Below are 18154 nucleotides of genomic sequence, written 5' to 3'. Positions count from 1 at the left end.
TCGAACCATGACCGTACGCCGGTCCTTCAAGCGACTGGTCCGGGCTCGGATGGCCCGCACCAACGAGTCCTACACCACCGCGCGGCGACACGTTCTCGCCCAAGCGTCCCTCAACACCGTCGCGTCGGCGACCTACGCGGGTCTGCTTCCCGGTTACCGCAGGTTCGGCGGTGGGCAGCATCACGCTTCGGCGGCGCTGGCTCATGCCCTCGACGCCGTGGGCGTCCGGGCCCCACACACGAATGAGCCGTACACCGAGGCCATGCTCGAAAAGCCGGCGCTCTGCACCGTCGACCGTGCCGGCCTGCCCTGGCACGGACTCGCCTGTGGCGAGGGTTACGCGGACCCGTACGACGTTCTCGTCTGTGGTCTCGACGACGAGGGTGGGGAGGAGCGGGTGCTGCTCGACGACGAGGGCGTGCGGCCCTGGTCGTTGCCGCTGCCGGAGTTCCTCGCCGCGTGGGCCGCCCACCGCAGGGGGCGGCACGCGATGCTGGCCGTGGTCGCGCCGGAGCAGCCGGTCGACCTCGCGGCGGCTGTGCGGGATGCGGTCGCCACCACCTGCGCGCACCTCACGGGGCCGGTCCTGGATAACACCTTCGACGTCAACTTCGGCTTTTCCGGGATGCGGAGGCTGGCAGAACAGCTCGCCGATCCCCGCGGAAAGACCGGGTGGGCGGTGAGGTTCGCCGACCCCCGGGCCTTGTTCGCCGGTGTCCGCCGGCTGCACGACTGCCTGGAGGTGGAGTACACCGGGCCAGGCGCGACGCGGCCGTTGTACGCCGACTTCCTGGCCGAGGCCGCCGGGGTCGTCGACGATCCGGCCTACCTCGAGGCTGCGGATCTCTTCCGGCGTTCGGGCGACGTGTGGTCGGCGGTCGCGGCGGCGGCGCTGCCCGCGGGACTGCCGGCACTCGCCGCGTACGACGCGATGGTCGAGGAACGGCTCGGACTGCTGCTCGACGGTGGGCCGGCCGAGGAGATCCGGGCCGTGACCTCGCGGGTCGACGAGCTCACCGACGCCTACGCCGCGGCGCCGCCGGGCGAGGCGGTCCTGCGCGAGCTGCTCGACCGGCTGGCGGGGCTTGTCGAGCAGGCGACCGACCTCGAACGCCGGGCGGTCGACGTCCTCACCGGTTGAGTCAGAGGGCGTCGACGTGGTGCACGCCGAGGTGCGCACCGGGGCCGCCCGCTGGACTCCGTAGCCTGGTGCGGTGACGAGCTGGGTCCTCCACTGCCGGGAGCTGGCCGGCGAGGTGGACGCCGAGCAGGCGTTCGAGGCCCTGTTCGGGGCCAGCCGGTGGGCCTTCTGGCTGGACAGCAGCCTCGTGGCCGGCCCCGCCCGTTACTCCCTGCTCGGAGACGCGGGCGGTCCGCATGGCGACGTCCTGCACGCCAGGGTCACCGACCGGGGCACCGACACGGTGTTCGACGCCCTCGAACGCCGGCTCGCCGCCCGGACCGTCCGTGTGCCCGACGGTCTGCCGCCCGCTCTCGCCTGCGGTTACGTGGGTTACCTCGGCTATGAGCTGAAGGCGTACGACGGCGTAGTCAGTTCCCACCAGGCCCCGCTGCCCGATGCCACCTGGATGTCGGCGACGAGGTTCGTCGTCGTCGACCATCGCGACGCGCGGACCTGGGTGTGCGAGGTGGCGACCACGGGCGAGCCGCCGCGGTGGATCGACGGCGCTCTCGCCCGGTTGCGGGACCTGTCCCGCGCGGCGACACCACAGGGGGACTGGTCCGAACCCGCCACCGGGGTGGACCCCGAACCATGGCTCGTCCGTCCGCGGGACCGTTACGTCGCCGACATCGAAACCTGTCTTGACCGGTTGCGGGCCGGTGAGAGTTACGAAATCTGTCTCACCAATTCCGTGGAGCTGCCCTGCGACGCGGATCCATGGTTGCTCTACCGGCGGTTACGGCGGATCAACCCCGCGCCCTACGCCACCTACCTACGACTCGGGGACGCCCACGTCCTCTCGGCCTCGCCCGAACGGTTCCTCACCGTCGACGCGGAGCGTCACGCCGAGTCGCGACCGATCAAGGGGACGGCGCCCCGCGCCGCCGACCCCGGTATCGACGCACTGCTGTGCAAGGAACTCGCGACGAGCTCGAAGACGCAGGCCGAGAACCTCATGATCGTCGACCTCCTGCGCAACGACCTCGGCCGCGTGTGCGAGCCCGGCACGATCAGCGTTCCGGCATTCCTCTCCGTCGAGTCCTACGCCACCGTGCACCAGCTGGTTTCCACGGTCCGCGGCCGCCTGCGCGCCGACGTGAGCGCGGTCCAGGCGGTCCGCGCGTGCTTCCCCCCGGGGTCGATGACCGGTGCCCCGAAGCTACGGACGATGCGGATCCTCGACGAGCTGGAGGACCGCCCGCGGGGCGTCTACTCCGGAGCGGTCGGACACTTCGGACTCGCCGGCACCGCCGACCTCAGCGTGGTCATCCGTACCGCCGTCGTCCATGCCGGTCTGCTCACGGTGGGTGCAGGTGGGGCGATCGTGCTCGACTCCGACCCTGCGGAGGAGTACGACGAAATGCTGCTCAAGGCGGCGGTCCCGCTGCGGGCGCTCGCGCCTCGGGTCTGACCCTCCGCGACCGTCCCTTTTCGGGCCCTCGCACCCGGTTGGTGGCGGAGCGTAGTTCACACGGAATTCACATCGGACCGGCCTTCCGTCATCGGTCCGCAACATACGGCGGCAGCCTGCGAAACACGGCCGGACCACGCTTGCCAGATCCATCCGCGGGTGGCCCCGGTACCTGGAGGAACAGGGCCGGCGCCCCGTGGCCGCGGTGGGCCCACCGTCGGGTTCCACCACGAGAGCATCACCCGAAGGTTCGGACGAACTCGCGAGGAGAAGCGATGCCCGAGCTCAGCGCAGGCGACACCGCCTGGGTGTTGGCCAGTTCCGCCCTTGTCCTACTGATGACACCTGGACTCGCCTTGTTCTACGGCGGCATGGTCCGGGCCAAGGGCGTACTCAACATGCTCATGATGAACTTCGCCGCGATTGCCGTCGTCAGCATCCTGTGGGTGTTGTACGGCTACTCGCTGGCGTTCGGGACCGATATCGGAGGTGGCCTCCTCGGCAACCTCGAAGCTGTCGGCCTGAGGGGTCTGCTGGGCGAGGATTCGCTGTCCGGCACATTGCCCTCAACGGTGTTCGTCGCCTTCCAGGCGATGTTCGCCATCATCACCGTCGCGTTGATCTCGGGCGCGATCGCCGACCGGGCGAAGTTCAGCGCCTGGATCGTCTTCGTCGTGGCCTGGGCGACGATCGTCTACTTCCCGGTCGCGCACTGGGTCTTCTTCTTCAACGACGGCGACGGCGGCTGGATCGCCGACCGGCTCCAGGCCCTCGACTTCGCGGGTGGTACCGCCGTCCACATCAACGCCGGCGCGGCAGGTCTCGCGGCCGCCCTGGTCCTGGGCAAGCGCATCGGTTGGCGCAAGGAGCCGATGCGTCCGCACAACCTGCCGCTGGTCCTGCTGGGCGCCGGGCTGCTGTGGTTCGGCTGGTTCGGGTTCAACGCCGGTTCGGCGGTGGCCGCGAACGGTGCCGCAGGGGTCGCGTTCATCAACACGCAGGTCGCAACGGCCGCCGCGGTCCTCGGCTGGCTGCTCGTGGAGAAGCTCCGGGACGGCAAACCGACGACACTCGGTGCCGCGTCCGGTGCGGTGGCGGGACTCGTGGCGATCACACCGGCCTGCGCCGCGGTCACGCCGATCGGCGCGATCCTTGTCGGTGTCGCGGCCGGCGTGCTGTGTGCACTAGCGGTCTCGCTCAAGTCGAAGTTCGGCTACGACGACTCGCTCGACGTGGTGGGCGTCCACCTCGTCGGCGGCCTGGTCGGAACCCTACTCATCGGGTTCCTCGCCGCGGCGGTGGCGCCGGCGGGCGTCGACGGTCTGCTCTACGGTGGCGGCTTCACCCAGCTGTGGAAGCAGGTCATCGCGGCGGGCGCGGTTCTGGTCTACTCGTTCGTCCTGACCTATGTCATCTGCAAGGCCATCGACAAGACGATGGGCTTCCGAGTCAGCACCGACGACGAGGTCAGCGGCATCGACCTCGCCGAGCACGCGGAGACGGCGTACGACTTCTCGACGATCAGCGGGGGCTCCCGGGCCCACCTCCTCGTCAGGGAGAGCGCCGACGGTGCCGCGCCGGTGACCGTCGACGCCAGCACCAACTCCGCCGCTCCGGCGGACGCACCAGCTGAGCCAGCCGAATCGGCCGACGAGGCCGGGAACAAGGAAGGGAGCGTGGCCCGATGAAGCTGGTGACCGCGGTCATCAAGCCACACCGGCTCGACGAGGTACGCGCGGCTCTCGAGGCCTTCGGCGTCTCGGGTATGACCATCACGGAGGCCAGCGGCTACGGCCGGCAGAAGGGCCACACCGAGGTCTACCGTGGCGCGGAGTACGAAGTGGACCTGGTGCCCAAGGTGCGGGTCGAGATCGTCGTCGACGACTCCGACGTCGAGGACATCGTCGATGTGGTCACCAAGAGCGCCCACACCGGCAAGATCGGCGACGGCAAGGTCTGGGTCGTCCCGGTCGAGACCGTCATCCGGGTACGTACCGGAGAGAGCGGGCAGGAGGCGCTGTAGGGCCTTGACGTCGACGGCGGCATCGGCTGACGCACCACGGCAGCGCGAGCGACTGACCTCGGTCAGCCGCTCGCGGGCGGAGCGCACCGATGCCGCCGACGCGCGTCTGCGGGACCTGCTCGCCGCCGCACTGCCCGACGAGAGCGCCGGCGGCGGTGTCGCGGTCGTCGCCCTGGGCGGCTACGGCCGGGGCGAGCTCTCGGCCGCGAGCGACCTCGACGTCCTTCTGCTCTACGACGACGAACGCTGCGCCGACGTCTCCACCGTGGCCGAGGGCCTGTGGTATCCGCTCTGGGACGCCAGAGTGCCCCTCGACCACAGTGTCCGGACTCTCGAGGAGGCGACGGAAGCCGCCGACTCCGACCTGCGTTCGGCCCTGTCGTTGCTGGACGCACGGCACGTCGCCGGTGATGCCGCGCTGACGATCAAGCTGCGGACGACCCTGCTCACCGGATGGCGGCGGAGCGCGCGGCAGCGGCTGCCCGAGCTCGAGGAGAGCTGCCGGCGGCGGGCCGATCGGTTCGGCGAGCTGGCGTTCCTGCTCGAACCTGACCTGAAGGAGGCCCGCGGCGGACTTCGCGATGGGGTCGTCCTCCGGGCGCTGGCGGCGACGTGGCTGGTGGAGATCCCGCACGCGGCGCTGGCGCGGATGCGCGGCGACCTGCTGGACGTCCGCGACGTGCTCCACCAGGTTGCCGGCCGCAAGCCCACCGACCGGCTGCTGGCCGACCTGCAGGCCGACGTCGCCGAGGGCTGCGGCCTTGCCGACCGGGACGCGCTCCTGCGCCACGTCTACCAGCTCGGGCGCACCATGAGCCACACCGCCGACATCGCCTGGCGGCGGGCTGGGCGCGGGCTGGCGGCACGGTCGGGTCGCCGGGTCGGCAGGACGCGGCCTCGGCCTGGTCCGCAGCTCACGCCGCTCGCCCCGGGCGTCGCGGCCGTCGACGGCGAGGTCGTCCTCGCTCCCGACTCCGCCACCCGGTGGGGTTCGGACCCTTTGCTGCCCCTGCGGGCCGCGTACGCGGCCGCCGACCGGGGACTGCTGCTCGCGCCGCACACGGCCGAGCGACTCGCGGCCAGCAGGGCGAGGCTCCCGGTCCCCTGGCCGGCCGAGGCGCGCCGGCTGTTCACCGCCCTGCTCGGCGCCGGACATGACCTGCTGCCGGTCTGGGAGACGCTCGACCAGGCGGGCCTGATCGGACGTGTCCTGCCGGAGTGGGAGCGGGTGCGCTGTGCACCGCAGTACTCCCCGGTGCATCGGCACACCGTCGACCGGCACCTGCTGGAGACCTGCGTCCACGCGGCGACCCTGGTCCGCCGGGTGAACCGGCCCGACCTCCTTCTCGTGGCAGCGCTGCTGCACGACATCGGCAAGGGGGAGGGCGAGGGTCACAGCGAGCGGGGTGCCGTGCTCGCCGGCAAGATCGCCGCCGAGTGGGGTTTCACGCCGGCCGACGTCGACACGCTCGTGGGGCTCGTCCGCCAGCACCTCCTGCTGATCGAGACCGCCACCCGGCGCGACCTCGACGATCCCGCCACGATCGCGCGGGTCGCCGCCGCCGTGGGAGACGCCGACTTCCTCGACCTGCTGGCCGCGCTCACCGAGGCCGACGCGAGGGCGACCGGCCCCGCCGCATGGACGCCGTGGCGGGCCGGACTGCTGGCGAGGCTCGTCGTACGCGTCCGCGGCCAGCTCGAACGCGGCCACCTGCCCGTTCCCGAGCCGCTCCAGCACTGGCAGCGCGCCCTCGCCGACCGGGGCCGGCTCGACGTGGTTGTCGAGCCCAGCTCTCCCGTACGGTCGGACACGACCTGCCTGACCGCCGTGGCGCCCGACCGGGTGGGTCTGCTCGCCACGGTGGCCGGCGTACTCGCCCTCGCCCGGTTGTCCGTGCAGTCCGCCTCGGTCGAGACCGTGGACGGGGTGGGCGTGTCCATCTGGGCCGTCGTCGGCGACCCGCCCGACGCGGCGATCCTGCGCGAACGCCTGTCCGCCGCGCTGTCCAGCTCGGCGGGAGCCAGCGACCTGGCCGAGCGGCTGTCCAGGCTGGACGCGAACCACCGCAGCCCGGTGGCGCCCGCGGATGTCCGCGTGGTGCCGGACGCGTCGGCTACCGCCACGGTGGTGGAGATCCGCGCCCACGACCGACCCGGACTTTTCCACCAGATCTGTACGGCGGTGGCGGCTGCGGACGCCTCGGTGCGCTCGGCGCACGTCAGCACCTGGGCCGGTGAGGCCGTCGACGTCATCTATCTGACGGGACCCGACGGTGGACCGCTCGGTCACACCGCCCTCGCCCAACTCCTCGACTCGTTCGCGACGACACTCACCTGAGAGAGGTTTCGTCGGTCGCTGGTGGTGGTCGCTCCATCGAACCCGGACAAGACGGCTACCCTGGCCAGGACCCCACCCGCCGAGCAAGGACCGGGACTGTCACCGTGTTCGCCACACTTTCTGATCGCCTCGAGGCAACTTTCAAGCGGCTTCGCGGCAAGGGCCGGCTCTCCGATGCCGACATCGACACGACATGTCGTGAGATACGCATCGCACTGCTGGAGGCCGACGTCGCGCTGCCGGCCGTCCGTGACTTCATCGGACGGGTCAGGGAGCGCGCCCGGGGCGCCGAGGTGCACCAGGCCCTCAACCCGGCCGAGCAGGTCATCAAGATCGTCAACGAGGAGCTCATCGAGATCCTCGGTGGCGACACGCGACGGCTGCGGTTTGCCAAGACGCCGCCGACGGTGATCCTGCTCTGCGGTCTGCAGGGTGCCGGTAAGACCACGCTGGCGGGCAAGCTGGGCCGATGGCTGAAGGGCCAGGGTCACCAGCCCGTGCTGGTTGCCGCCGACCTGCAACGCCCGAACGCCGTCCAGCAGCTGCAGGTCGTCGGCGAGCAGGCGGGCGTCGCGGTGTTCGCGCCGGAGCCGGGCAGCGGGGTCGGCGACCCGGTGGAGGTGGCCCGGCAGAGCGTCGACCACGCCCGGAGCAAGCTCTATGACGTCGTGATCATCGACACCGCGGGTCGGACCGGCGTCGACGCGGAGATGATGCAGCAGGCCGCCGACATCCGCGATGCCGTCAAGCCCGACGAGATCCTGTTCGTCGTCGACGCGATGATCGGCCAGGACGCCGTGACGACCGCCGAGGCGTTCCGCGACGGCGTCGGCTTCGACGGTGTGGTGCTCGCCAAGCTCGACGGTGACGCTCGCGGTGGTGCCGCCCTGTCCGTACGCCACGTCACCGGCCGACCGGTGATGTTCGCGTCCAACGGCGAGAAGCTCGACGACTTCGACGTCTTCCACCCCGACCGGATGGCCTCGCGCATCCTCGGCATGGGCGACGTCCTCACCCTCATCGAGCAGGCCGAGCAGGCGTTCGACGAGGACCAGGCCAACCGGGTCGCCGAGAAGCTCAAGACCGAGCGTGGCTTCACCCTCGAGGACTTCCTCGCCCAGATGCAGGCCGTTCGCAAGATGGGTTCGCTGTCGAAGATCCTCGGCATGCTCCCCGGCCTCGGCGAGATCCGCAACCAGGTCGACCAGCTCGACGACCGCGAGCTCGACCGGGTGGAGGCGATCATCCGGTCGATGACACCGGCCGAGCGGGAGGATCCGAAGCTCATCAACGGCTCCCGCCGGCTGCGCATCGCCAACGGCTCGGGCACCAAGGTCAACGACGTCAACCTGCTGGTCGAGCGGTTCCTCGAGGCGCGCAAGATGATGAGCCAGCTCAGCCAGGGCAAGGGGATCCCCGGAATGCCCGGGATACCCGGCATGGGCGGTGGCGGTGTCGGAAACCGCAAGGGCAAGAAGGGCAAGGGCGGCAAGAAGCAGCGCTCCGGGCGTTCCGGTAACCCCGCCAAGCGGGCCCGGCAGGGTGCGATCGCCGCCCAGGAGGCGGTCGAGCCCGAGCCCACCATGCCCGCGCTCGGCGGCGACATCGCCGACCTGATGCGGGCACAGGGTCAGGGCCGGGCGGAGGTGCCTGACGGCTTCGAGCTCCCCGAGGAGCTTCGCGACATGCTGGGGAAAGACGGCAAGTGAGCGCGGCGCGGATGAGTACCCAACCGTTCCGGGTACGCGGGGTCGTGCTCCCCGAAGGCGACTACCGCGATCTCTACGTCGTCGGAGGCAGGATCACCTCCACCCGGGTGGCGGGTGCCGAGACGGTGGCCGAGGGTTTCGTCGTACCCGGTCTCGTCGACGCCCACTGCCACGTCGGCCTCGATGCCCACGGCGCCGTCCCCGCCGACGAGCAGGAGCGGCAGGCCCTGGCCGACCGCGACGCTGGAACCCTGCTGCTGCGCGACGCCGGCAGCGCCGCGGACACCAGGTGGATCGACAAGCGCGACGACCTGCCGCACATCATTCGGGCCGGCCGCCACATCGCGCGTACGAAGCGCTACATCCGCAACTACGGCGTGGAGATCGAGCCGCACGAGCTGGTCGACACCGTGGCCGAGCAGGCGCGCCGGGGTGACGGCTGGGTCAAGCTGGTCGGCGACTGGATCGACCGCGACGCCGGCGACCTCGCACCCTGCTGGCCGGGTGACGCGCTCTCGGCCGCGATCGCCAAGGCGCACGAGATGGGCGCCCGGGTGACCGCACACGTCTTCGGCGAGGACGCCCTGCCCGACCTGCTCGCGGCCGGCATCGACTGCCTCGAACACGGCACCGGACTCTCAGCCGAGCTGATCAGCACCATGGCCGAGCGCGGAGTCGCGCTGGTACCCACCCGGCGCCAGCTCGACAACTTCGGTGAGTACGCGAACCAGGGCGAGGCGAAGTTCCCGGTCTACGCGTCCCACATGCGTGCCCTCTACGACCGGGTCGACGACACGCTCCGGGCGGCAGCGGAGGCCGGCGTCGCGATCTACGCCGGGACCGACGCGGGCGGCGTGCTGCCGCACGGGCTCATCGCCACCGAGATCCGGCTGCTGCACGAGCGGGTGGGGCTCTCGCGGCGCGACGCCCTCGCCGCCGGCTCCTGGCGGGCCCGGGAATGGCTCGGTGCCAACCCCGGCCTGACCGAGGGCGCGCCGGCCGATTTCGTGGTCTACGACGCCGATCCGCTCGACGATCTCCGGGCGCTCGCCGCGCCCACCCGGATCGTCCTGCGTGGCGCCGTCGTCGCCTGAGCGGATCTGTCCTGCGCCGTCCCTATCATGAGGGTCGATTCACGACGGTCGGTACACGAGGGTCGAACATGAGGGATCGGTCAGACGGCGACGGACGGTGGGGCGCGGTGTCCTTCGACGAAATCGAGACGCTTCGCCGACACAGCTCGGCGTGGAAGCTGCTGCGTGCCGATCACGCCCCGCTCATCCTCAGCTTCCTGGCCAAGGTGTTCGTGGAGGACAACATCCGATCCATCTCGAGTTCGGCCCTTGCCAGCCGGCTCGACGACGAGCTCTACGCCCTCAACGAACGCCTGGGCCCTGCGACCTTCCCCCGGCGCGCGACGGCCTATCTCGACGACTGGGCGGCGCCGGAGGCCGGTTGGCTCCGCAAGTACTACCCCGCCGGGTCCGACGAACCACACTTCGACGCCACCCCCGCGGTCGAGAAGGCGCTGTCATGGGTGGCGACGCTGCGGTCCAGGGCGTTCGTCGGCACCGAGTCGCGCCTCAACACGCTGTTCGACCTGCTCCGGCAGATGGTCTATGGCGCCGAGGACGATCCCGAGGTCCGCCTCGCCGAGCTGCGCCGGCGCCGGCACGCCATCGACGTCGAGATCGCCGAGGTGGAGAAGGGCAACGTGGACGTGCTCGAACCGGCCGCCCAGCGCGACCGCTACCAGCAGTTCGCGACCACCGCGCGCGAGTTGCTCGCCGACTTCCGCGAGGTCGAGGCCAACTTCCGTTCGCTCGACCGGGCGCTGCGTGAGCGGGTCGCGGGCTGGAGTGGAGCCAAGGGGGAACTGCTCGACGAGGTGCTCGGCAACCGTCACGCGATCGCCGAGTCCGATCAGGGCAAGAGCTTCCAGGCGTTCTACGACTTCCTCCTCTCCCCGCGGCGGCAGGCCGAGCTCACCGACCTCCTCGAACGCGTCCAGCAGCTCGAGGCGATCGACGACCGCGACCCCCGGATGCGCCACATCCACTACGACTGGCTCGACGCCTGCGAACGCACCCAGGCGACAGTCCGCCTGCTGTCCGACCAGCTCCGCCGCTTCCTCGACGATCAGGCGTGGCTGGAGAACCGCCGGGTGATGGACCTCTTGCACAGCATCGAGTCCAGCGCGATGCGGCTGCGCGCACACGGCGTCCCGCCGTTGACGTTCGACATCGACGGCACGACCCCCGCGGTCGTCCTGCCGATGGAACGCCCGCTCTACACACCGGCGGCGAAGGCCCCGATCGACAGCAGGGTCGAAGGCGGCGAGGGCGACTTCGACCCGTCGGCGCTCTTCAACCAGGTCTTCGTGGATCCGACCCGGCTCTCGCTCGGTGTCCGGCGCTGCCTGCAGCAGCGTGCCCAGGTCGGGCTCTGCGACGTCATCGGTGAGCACCCACTCGAGCAGGGACTTGCCGAACTCGTCACCTACCTGTCGCTCGCCGACGACTCCTTCGCGGTCGTGTTCGACGAGGAGGTCAGGGAGCAGGTCGACTGGATCGACGCCGACGGCCAGGAACGGGTCGCGAGCCTCCCGCGCGTGACGTTCGTGCGGACAACCGACGCGACGGAACGGGCCCTTCGATGAGCGTGAGCCCTGCGCGGCGACCCGGGACGGCCGAACCCAGTCTCTCGCTGGCGGTGACGCATCTGATGAAGGGCGTCGTCTACCGCGACACCCACGAGATCCCGTGGCGACACCTGCTCCAGCTCCAGCCGCAGGTACGCGACTATGTAGGCGTCCTGGGGCTCACCGTCGTCATCGACGAAGCCGAGGGCTACGCGTTCCTGCGTTCGAAGCCCGACCTCGACGACGACAACGCTCAGAACGCGCAGAACGGCCAGGCGATCCCGCGGCTGATCGCCCGGCGCTCGTTGTCGTTCCACGTCAGCCTGCTACTGGCGCTGCTCCGCAAGAAGCTCACCGAGTTCGATGCCCGCAACGCAGACTCCAAACTCGTGTTGAGCCGCGACCAGATCGTCGACATGGTGCGTGTCTTCCTGCCGGACGGGAGCAACGAAGCTCGGCTCGTCGACCAGATCGACGCGCACATCACGCGGGTGACCGACCTCGGCTTCCTGCGCCGCACCAAGGACCGGGAGCCGCACTACGAGGTCCGCCGAATACTGAAGGCCTTCGTCGATGGTCAGTGGCTCGCCGACTTCGACGAACGCATCGCGGCCTATGCGGCACAGCTTGGCGGTGGAGCCGGTACCACCGACGGCGACGCCGATGGCGAGAGTGGCGCCGAGGGTGGCGACAACGGCAGGGGCGGAGGAGAGCGATGACGGGGCTGTTCAGCGCGGTCGAGTTGGAGAACGCCGGCACCGGCACCCCGCGGACAGGTCATCGGCTGGAACGGCTCGAGATCTTCAACTGGGGCACGTTCGACGCCCGTGTGTGGGCGCTTGACCTGCGCGGCGACAACGCCTTGCTCACCGGCGACATCGGTTCTGGCAAGTCAACCCTCGTCGATGCCGTCACGACATTGCTGCTCCCCGCCAACCGGATCTCCTACAACAAGGCCGCCGGTGCCGAAACCAGGGAACGCAGCCTCCGGTCGTACGTTCTCGGCTACTACAAGTCCGAACGCAGTGAGACGACCGGAAGCTCCCGCCCGGTGAGCCTGCGGAAACCAGGCGACTTCTCGGTCATCCTCGGGGTCTTCGGCAACGAGGGCTACGACTCGACGGTCACCCTCGCGCAGGTCTTCTGGATGACCGACCAGAACCATGGCCAGCCACAGAGGTTCTTCGCCATTGCCGACCGGGCACTGTCGGTCGAGGCCGACTTCAGCGACTTCGGCAGCGATATCGCCAGCCTTCGAAAGCGCCTGCGGGGGAGTGGAGTCAGACTTTTCGACCACTTCCCCGACTACGGCAAGCACTTCCGCCGCCAGCTGGGTATCGAGTCCGAGCAGGCGATGGAGCTCTTCCACCAGACCGTCTCGATGAAGTCGGTCGGCAACCTGAACGAGTTCGTCCGCACCCACATGCTCGAGCCGTTCGACGCGAAGGACTGGATCGAGCGTCTGGTCGCGCATTTCGACGATCTCACCAAGGCCCACGACGCGGTCGTCAAGGCCCGAAACCAGCTGAAAGAGCTGGAGCCGTTGCTCGCCGACTGCGACGCCTACGACGCGCTCGGTGCCGAGATCGGTTCCCTGGAAGGCGAACGCGCGGCAGTTCCGTACTTTTTCGCCACCCGCAAGGCCGCCTTGCTCGAGGAGCAGATCGCGATGCTCGAGCAGGAGACCGCGCGTCGGCGGGCCGACCTCGAGCAGGTGAGCGGAGACCTCGCGGGGCTGTACGACAAACGCCAGAGCCTGCTGCTCGAGCGTGCCGGGCACGGAGGTGACCGGTTGGGCGAGCTGGAACGCCAGATCGCCGAGGCGGACCAGGCCCGTGCGGCCCGCTATGCCAAGTGGCAGCGGTTCAACGAACTTCTGGGTGAGGCCGGGCTTTCGGGCGTCGAGCATGCCGAGCAGTTCCCGGCGAGACGGCAGCAGATCCTGGCCGAGTCCGCCAGCACCGGCGGCTCACTCGCCGACACCCAGAACCGGATCACCGAGGTCGCCGTCGACCAGAAGGCGCTGGCCGAGGAGGCTGCCGAGCTGAACGCCGAGCTCCGGAGCCTGCAGTCGCGGCGCAGTAACCTCCCGGCACACAGCCTCGAGCTGCGGAACCGGCTCTGCCGAGAGGTCGGGGTGGACGAGGCCACACTGCCCTTCGCCGGTGAGCTGATCCAGGTGCGCCCGCAATGGTCGGAGTGGGAGGGCGCCGCCGAGCGGCTGCTCCGGCCGTTCGGGTTGTCGATGCTCGTGCCGGACGAGCACTACCGACTGGTGTCGGACTGGATCAACGACCACCATCTCAACGCCCGGCTGATCTACTACCGGGTCCCGCGGGCGGTCGTGCCCTATTCCCCGCCGGAGCCGGGTGCGGCGGAGCAGCAGCTGTTCGCCAAGCTCGAGATCAAGGACTCGGACTTCTATCCCTGGCTGGAGAAGGAGCTCGCTCACCGCGCGGGCTACGCCTGTGTGGAGACCATGGAGGAGTTCCGGCGGGCGCAGCGGGCGATCACCAGGACCGGCCAGATCAAGGGCGCGGGCGGGCGCCACGAGAAGGACGACCGAAGCAGGATCGACGACCGGAGTTCCTACGTCCTCGGCTGGACCAACGAGCAGAAGGTCGACACGCTCCTCCAGCGGGCCGCCAAGGTCCAACGCCGCCTCCATGAGCTGACTGCCGAGCGCTCGCGGCTCGACGACAGCCTTGACACCGTGATCGAACGCCGGACGGTGCTGGGCAAGCTCGCCGAGTTCGCCGACTACTCCGAGCTCGACTGGAATGACCTGGTACGACGGGTCGACGGTCTCTCTGCGGAGAAGCGCCGCATCGAGCAGGCGTCGGGAGAGCTGGAGCGAATCGGGCAGGAGATCGAGACCCTCAAGGCAGAGATTCGTACCGCCGAGGAGGGGCGTAGGGCGCTCGAGCACACGATCGGTGGCCTCGACCGCGAAGTCGAGATCGCCTACGAGTCCCTCGGCCGAAACGACAAGGTCCTGCAGGCGGCCGACCTGGAGACCTCGAGGGAGTTCTTCGACCGGCTCGAGAAGCGGGTCGACGCGACGATGTTGGTCGCACCGGCTGACTGCGACCGCGCCGTCGCCGACACCACGCGCGCCCTCACCGACCAGGTCGAGTCACGGCGGACCCGGCAGAGCCAGGCGGCCAACCGGGCGGTGACGAAGATGAGCGTGTTCCGCCAGAACCACCCGCTGGAGACCGCCGACTTCGACAGTTCCGTCCTCGCCGCGGACGAGTACCGCGACCTCCACCGGAGGTTGGACGACGACGACCTCCCGCGGTTCGAGGCCGAGTTCAAGCGGTACCTCAACACCAACACGATCCGCGACATCGCGAGCTTCCAGGCCCAGCTCAACAAGCAGGTCGAGCTGATCAAGGAACGCATCGACACGATCAACGAGTCCCTGGTCGGGATCGACTACAACCCGGGTCGGTTCATCCGGCTCGAGCACCACCCGACGCCCAACACCGAGATCCGCGACTTCCGGAGCGAGTTGCGGGCGTGCACCGACAGCACGGTGGCAGGCGACGAGTCCGACCAGTACTCCGAGCAGAAGTTCCTCCAGGTCAAACGGATCATCGAGCGGTTCCAGGGTCGGGAGGGGCAGACGGAGGCGGACCGTGCCTGGTCGAGGCAGGTGACCGACGTCCGCAACTGGTTCGTCTTCACCGCCTCCGAACGTTGGCGGGAGGACGACACCGAGCACGAGAACTACACCGACTCCGGCGGCAAGTCCGGTGGGCAGAAGGAGAAGCTCGCCTACACGATCCTGGCGGCGTCGCTTGCCTACCAGTTCAAGCTCGAGTGGGGTGCGGTCCGTTCCAAGGCGTTCCGGTTCGTCGTGATCGACGAGGCGTTCGGCCGTGGTTCGGACGAGTCGACCCGGTTCGCTCTCGCCCTCTTCCGGCGGCTCGGGCTGCAGCTCCTCATCGTGACGCCGTTGCAGAAGATCCACGTGATCGAGCCGTACGTCTCCGCCGTCGGTTTCGTCGACAACACCCGGGAAGGCGATCACTCGCGCCTGCAGTGCCTGACGATCGAGGAGTACCACGAACGCCGGCGTGCCCATGCGTTGACCGGCCTGGACCGGCCGGCGTGAGCGCCTGGACGACTCCGGCGGACGTCGAGCGCAAACTCCGAAGCCGTTGGGACGCCGGGACGTTCCTGTCGGCGTACGGCGAGGGACGCCCGTGGGAACCCTTCGGGCTGTCCGTGCGCGGACCCGCGGTCAGCGAGCTGGGGGCAGACCTCGCCAAGGTTCAGGACTGGGCCCGTTCGTGGCGGCGCGCCGGCCGGCGGTTCCGGATCGAGCATCGGCGGGTCGGTGGTCGGCTGATCGGCGCCAACGAGCTGCCGGCCAAGGCGTGGATCGATTCCTACGACCAACTCTGGGCGGTGCTCGGCGTCGAACGGGAGGCAGCCGCGTTCGCCGGTCTCGTGGCCGATGCGCGGTCGAGGGCACCGCGTCTCGTCGCCTGGATGATCGCGCACCCGCTGAAAGTGCTCCCGCTCGAGAGCGACTGGCCCGCGATCGTCGAGACGGTCCGCTGGATCGACGCCCACCCGAGCGGCGAGATGTACGTACGACAGATCGACGTTCCCGGGGTCGACACGAAGTTCGTGGAGCGGCACCGCGCGGTGCTGGCCGAGCTGCTCGACCACCAGCTCGCCGAGGATCGCGTCGACCGTGCACGGTCACCGTCGGACTTTGCCCGGCGCTACGGATTCCGCCGGCGACCGGACTATCTCCGGATCCGCGCCCTCGGTGGCGAGCGGTTGCGCGGTGGGTTCAGCGAGATCACGGTCCGGGCCGAGGAACTCGCGTCGGCGCCGCTGGAGTGCACCGCGTGCTACGTGATCGAGAACGAGATCACCTATCTCGCCTTCCCGGACGTCGCGGACGCGATCGCGGTGTTCGGTGGGGGCTACGCGGTGTCGCTGCTCGAAGGTCAGGAATGGCTCGCCGACCGCGAGTTGATCTACTGGGGAGACATCGACACGCACGGCCTGGCAATCCTCGACCGGTTGCGGCGCCGGTTCCCCCACACCAGGTCGATGCTGATGGATCGGGCCACGCTTCTCGCCCACGAGGGGCAGTGGGCGAGTGAGGCGAAGCAGGTGGTCACCAGCCTCGACGCCCTGACCCAGGCGGAGAGCGCGCTCTACCGCGATCTCGTCGAGGAGACCTTCGGCACGGGCGTCCGACTGGAACAGGAGCGGATCTCCTACGCCGCGATCACCCGGGCGCTCGCCAGCATCTCGCGGCGGGTGGCGTAGGGGAGAGCCGCCCCGAGCCACCCTGGCGTGGGCCCCGGGCGGGCACCGCTGCCCATCTGGCACAATGGGCGGCCGAGTCCGGCGTTCGCGAGCCCTCTCAACCCGCGATCGTCCGGCTCCCCTCGAGCCGTCGGCGCGCCGACCCCCACACGGTCACCGCTGGCTCACCTCCATCCACACAGGGAGACACCACACTCGTGGCCGTCAAGATCAGGCTGAAGCGCATGGGCAAGATCCGTGCGCCCTACTACCGGATCGTCGTCGCCGACTCGCGCACCAAGCGGGACGGCAAGACGATCGAGCAGATCGGCAAGTACCACCCCAAGACCAACCCGAGCTTCATCGAGGTCGACTCCGAGCGCGCGCAGTACTGGCTGTCGGTGGGGGCTCAGCCGAGTGAGCCGGTGGTCGCGATCCTCAAGCGCACCGGCGACTGGCAGAAGTTCAAGGGCGAGCCGCCTCCGGCCGAGCCGCTGCAGGTGCCCCCGACGAAGGCCGACAAGCGGACGCTGTTCGACGAGGCCCTCCGTGACGCCCACTCCGAGCCGGCGACCGAAGCGGTGAGCCAGAAGAAGGCCCGCGGCAAGTCGAAGGACTCCGCCGACGAGGGCGGCAAGGCCGAGAAGAAGCCTGCCAAGAAGACAGCGAAGGCTGCGGACACGGCTGAGGCGAAGCCTGAGGACAAGGCTGACGCGAAGGCCGAGGACAAAGCCGAGGCGGCCCAAGGCGAGAGCGGGGCCTGATCCGTGCTCGCCGAAGCGCTCGAGCACGTGGTTCGCGGCATCGTCGCTCACCCGGACGAGGTCCGGGTGTCGACTCGTGAGCTCCGGCGTGGCCGCACCTACGAAGTGCGGGTGCACCCCGACGACTTCGGTCGGGTGATCGGTCGCCGGGGCCGCACCGCGCTTGCCATTCGTACCGTCATCGGCGCCCTCGACAAGGGACGCGCTCCGCGCATCGACTTCGTCGAGGTCGGCGAGCGCTCCGGCCGCTAGGGCGTCGGAGCGGGGGAGCGCAAGGCGGCATCGATGGAGATCGTCGTCGGCCGGGTGGGTCGTGCTCACGGGATCCGTGGTGAGGTCGCCGTCGATGTCCGCAGCGACCAACCGGAGCTGCGGTTCACCGTCGGGGCGGAGTTCGCGACCGATCGTGGTGTCGTGCGGATCGAGTCCCTGCGATGGCACGGCGCCCGTTTGCTGGTGGCGTTCGAGGGTGTCGAGGACCGGACGGCGGCCGAGCAGTTGCGCGGTGTCCTGCTCGTCGTCGACGTACCCGACGACGAACAGCTGGACGACCCGGACGAGTTCTACGACCACCAGTTGGTGGGGCTCCGGGTCGCCACTGTGGGTGGAGAACACCTGGGCGAGGTGGCCGAGGTGCTCCACCTGCAGATGCAGGACGTTCTCGCGGTGCGTACGGACGACGGCCGCGAGATCCTGGTGCCGTTCGTGGCGGCGATCGTCCCCGGGGTCGACGTCGACGCCGGGACCGTCACCATCGACCCGCCGGAAGGGCTGATCGGCCCCGAACCGGAATGAACGGGAGCCGAAA

Annotated in this window: 14 protein-coding genes; all 14 read left to right on the top strand. The window is 69.7% G+C overall.

The window, feature by feature from the left end:
- Positions 1 to 7: 7 nt before the first annotated feature.
- The 14 genes from ABN034_RS09480 to rimM all read left to right on the top strand — a co-directional run bounded on the left by ABN034_RS09480 (position 8) and on the right by rimM (position 18141).
- Positions 8 to 1141, top strand: a complete 1134-nt coding sequence (locus ABN034_RS09480) for a DUF4872 domain-containing protein (RefSeq protein ID WP_349690623.1) — start codon at positions 8 to 10, stop codon at positions 1139 to 1141.
- A 73-nt stretch (positions 1142 to 1214) separates the two neighbouring features.
- Positions 1215 to 2594 (top strand): aminodeoxychorismate synthase component I, encoded by a 1380-nt coding sequence (gene pabB / locus ABN034_RS09475; RefSeq protein WP_349690622.1) that lies wholly within the window; start codon positions 1215 to 1217, stop codon positions 2592 to 2594.
- Positions 2595 to 2869: 275 nt separating this feature from the next.
- Positions 2870 to 4282 carry an ammonium transporter gene (locus tag ABN034_RS09470; RefSeq protein WP_349690621.1) on the top strand — a complete coding sequence of 471 codons (1413 nt, stop codon included), beginning with the start codon at positions 2870 to 2872 and terminating at the stop codon, positions 4280 to 4282.
- Positions 4279 to 4617 (top strand): P-II family nitrogen regulator, encoded by a 339-nt coding sequence (locus ABN034_RS09465; RefSeq protein WP_349326280.1) that lies wholly within the window; start codon positions 4279 to 4281, stop codon positions 4615 to 4617. Before ABN034_RS09470 ends, ABN034_RS09465 begins: the two co-directional genes overlap by 4 nt.
- 4 nt (positions 4618 to 4621) lie before the next feature.
- Complete coding sequence (locus tag ABN034_RS09460) at positions 4622 to 6955, top strand: [protein-PII] uridylyltransferase (protein WP_349690620.1); 2334 nt, start codon at positions 4622 to 4624, stop codon at positions 6953 to 6955.
- Positions 6956 to 7059: 104 nt separating this feature from the next.
- Entirely contained in the window at positions 7060 to 8664 is a 1605-nt protein-coding gene (gene ffh / locus ABN034_RS09455; protein ID WP_349690619.1) for a signal recognition particle protein, read from the top strand.
- 11 nt (positions 8665 to 8675) lie between these two features.
- Positions 8676 to 9758 carry an amidohydrolase family protein gene (locus ABN034_RS09450; protein ID WP_349690618.1) on the top strand — a complete coding sequence of 361 codons (1083 nt, stop codon included), beginning with the start codon at positions 8676 to 8678 and terminating at the stop codon, positions 9756 to 9758.
- Positions 9759 to 9826: 68 nt separating this feature from the next.
- Positions 9827 to 11323 (top strand): DUF3375 domain-containing protein, encoded by a 1497-nt coding sequence (locus ABN034_RS09445; protein WP_349690617.1) that lies wholly within the window; start codon positions 9827 to 9829, stop codon positions 11321 to 11323.
- The gene (locus ABN034_RS09440; protein WP_349690616.1) at positions 11320 to 12024 is read left to right on the top strand and encodes a DUF4194 domain-containing protein; all 705 of its coding nucleotides are present in this window, start codon (positions 11320 to 11322) and stop codon (positions 12022 to 12024) included. The genes ABN034_RS09445 and ABN034_RS09440 overlap by 4 nt, the downstream gene beginning before the upstream one ends.
- Positions 12021 to 15425, top strand: a complete 3405-nt coding sequence (locus ABN034_RS09435) for an ATP-binding protein (protein ID WP_349690614.1) — start codon at positions 12021 to 12023, stop codon at positions 15423 to 15425. Before ABN034_RS09440 ends, ABN034_RS09435 begins: the two co-directional genes overlap by 4 nt.
- Positions 15422 to 16603 carry a Wadjet anti-phage system protein JetD domain-containing protein gene (locus ABN034_RS09430; protein ID WP_349690613.1) on the top strand — a complete coding sequence of 394 codons (1182 nt, stop codon included), beginning with the start codon at positions 15422 to 15424 and terminating at the stop codon, positions 16601 to 16603. Before ABN034_RS09435 ends, ABN034_RS09430 begins: the two co-directional genes overlap by 4 nt.
- A 197-nt stretch (positions 16604 to 16800) precedes the next feature.
- Positions 16801 to 17346: a 30S ribosomal protein S16 gene (rpsP, locus tag ABN034_RS09425; protein WP_349690612.1), complete on the top strand. Its 546-nt coding sequence runs from the start codon at positions 16801 to 16803 to the stop codon at positions 17344 to 17346.
- Between the two features lie 3 nt (positions 17347 to 17349).
- Positions 17350 to 17598 carry an RNA-binding protein gene (locus ABN034_RS09420; RefSeq protein ID WP_349326289.1) on the top strand — a complete coding sequence of 83 codons (249 nt, stop codon included), beginning with the start codon at positions 17350 to 17352 and terminating at the stop codon, positions 17596 to 17598.
- A 33-nt stretch (positions 17599 to 17631) separates the two neighbouring features.
- The gene (gene rimM / locus ABN034_RS09415) at positions 17632 to 18141 is read left to right on the top strand and encodes a ribosome maturation factor RimM (protein WP_349690611.1); all 510 of its coding nucleotides are present in this window, start codon (positions 17632 to 17634) and stop codon (positions 18139 to 18141) included.
- The last annotated feature ends 13 nt before the right edge of the window (positions 18142 to 18154 follow it).

It is taken from the genome of Actinopolymorpha sp. B11F2, assembly GCF_040195635.1.
Taxonomy (GTDB): domain Bacteria; phylum Actinomycetota; class Actinomycetes; order Propionibacteriales; family Actinopolymorphaceae; genus Thermasporomyces.
Note: the sequence above shows the minus strand (reverse complement) of the source record. Positions and strands in the feature narration are given on the sequence as shown.

Coding starts and splice junctions, on each gene's coding strand:
- ABN034_RS09480 (WP_349690623.1), top strand. CDS start 8: ATGACCGTACGCCGGTCCTTCAAGCGACTGGTCCGGGCTCGGATGGCC.
- ABN034_RS09470 (WP_349690621.1), top strand. CDS start 2,870: ATGCCCGAGCTCAGCGCAGGCGACACCGCCTGGGTGTTGGCCAGTTCC.
- ABN034_RS09465 (WP_349326280.1), top strand. CDS start 4,279: ATGAAGCTGGTGACCGCGGTCATCAAGCCACACCGGCTCGACGAGGTA.
- ABN034_RS09450 (WP_349690618.1), top strand. CDS start 8,676: ATGAGTACCCAACCGTTCCGGGTACGCGGGGTCGTGCTCCCCGAAGGC.
- ABN034_RS09445 (WP_349690617.1), top strand. CDS start 9,827: ATGAGGGATCGGTCAGACGGCGACGGACGGTGGGGCGCGGTGTCCTTC.
- ABN034_RS09440 (WP_349690616.1), top strand. CDS start 11,320: ATGAGCGTGAGCCCTGCGCGGCGACCCGGGACGGCCGAACCCAGTCTC.
- ABN034_RS09435 (WP_349690614.1), top strand. CDS start 12,021: ATGACGGGGCTGTTCAGCGCGGTCGAGTTGGAGAACGCCGGCACCGGC.
- rimM (WP_349690611.1), top strand. CDS start 17,632: ATGGAGATCGTCGTCGGCCGGGTGGGTCGTGCTCACGGGATCCGTGGT.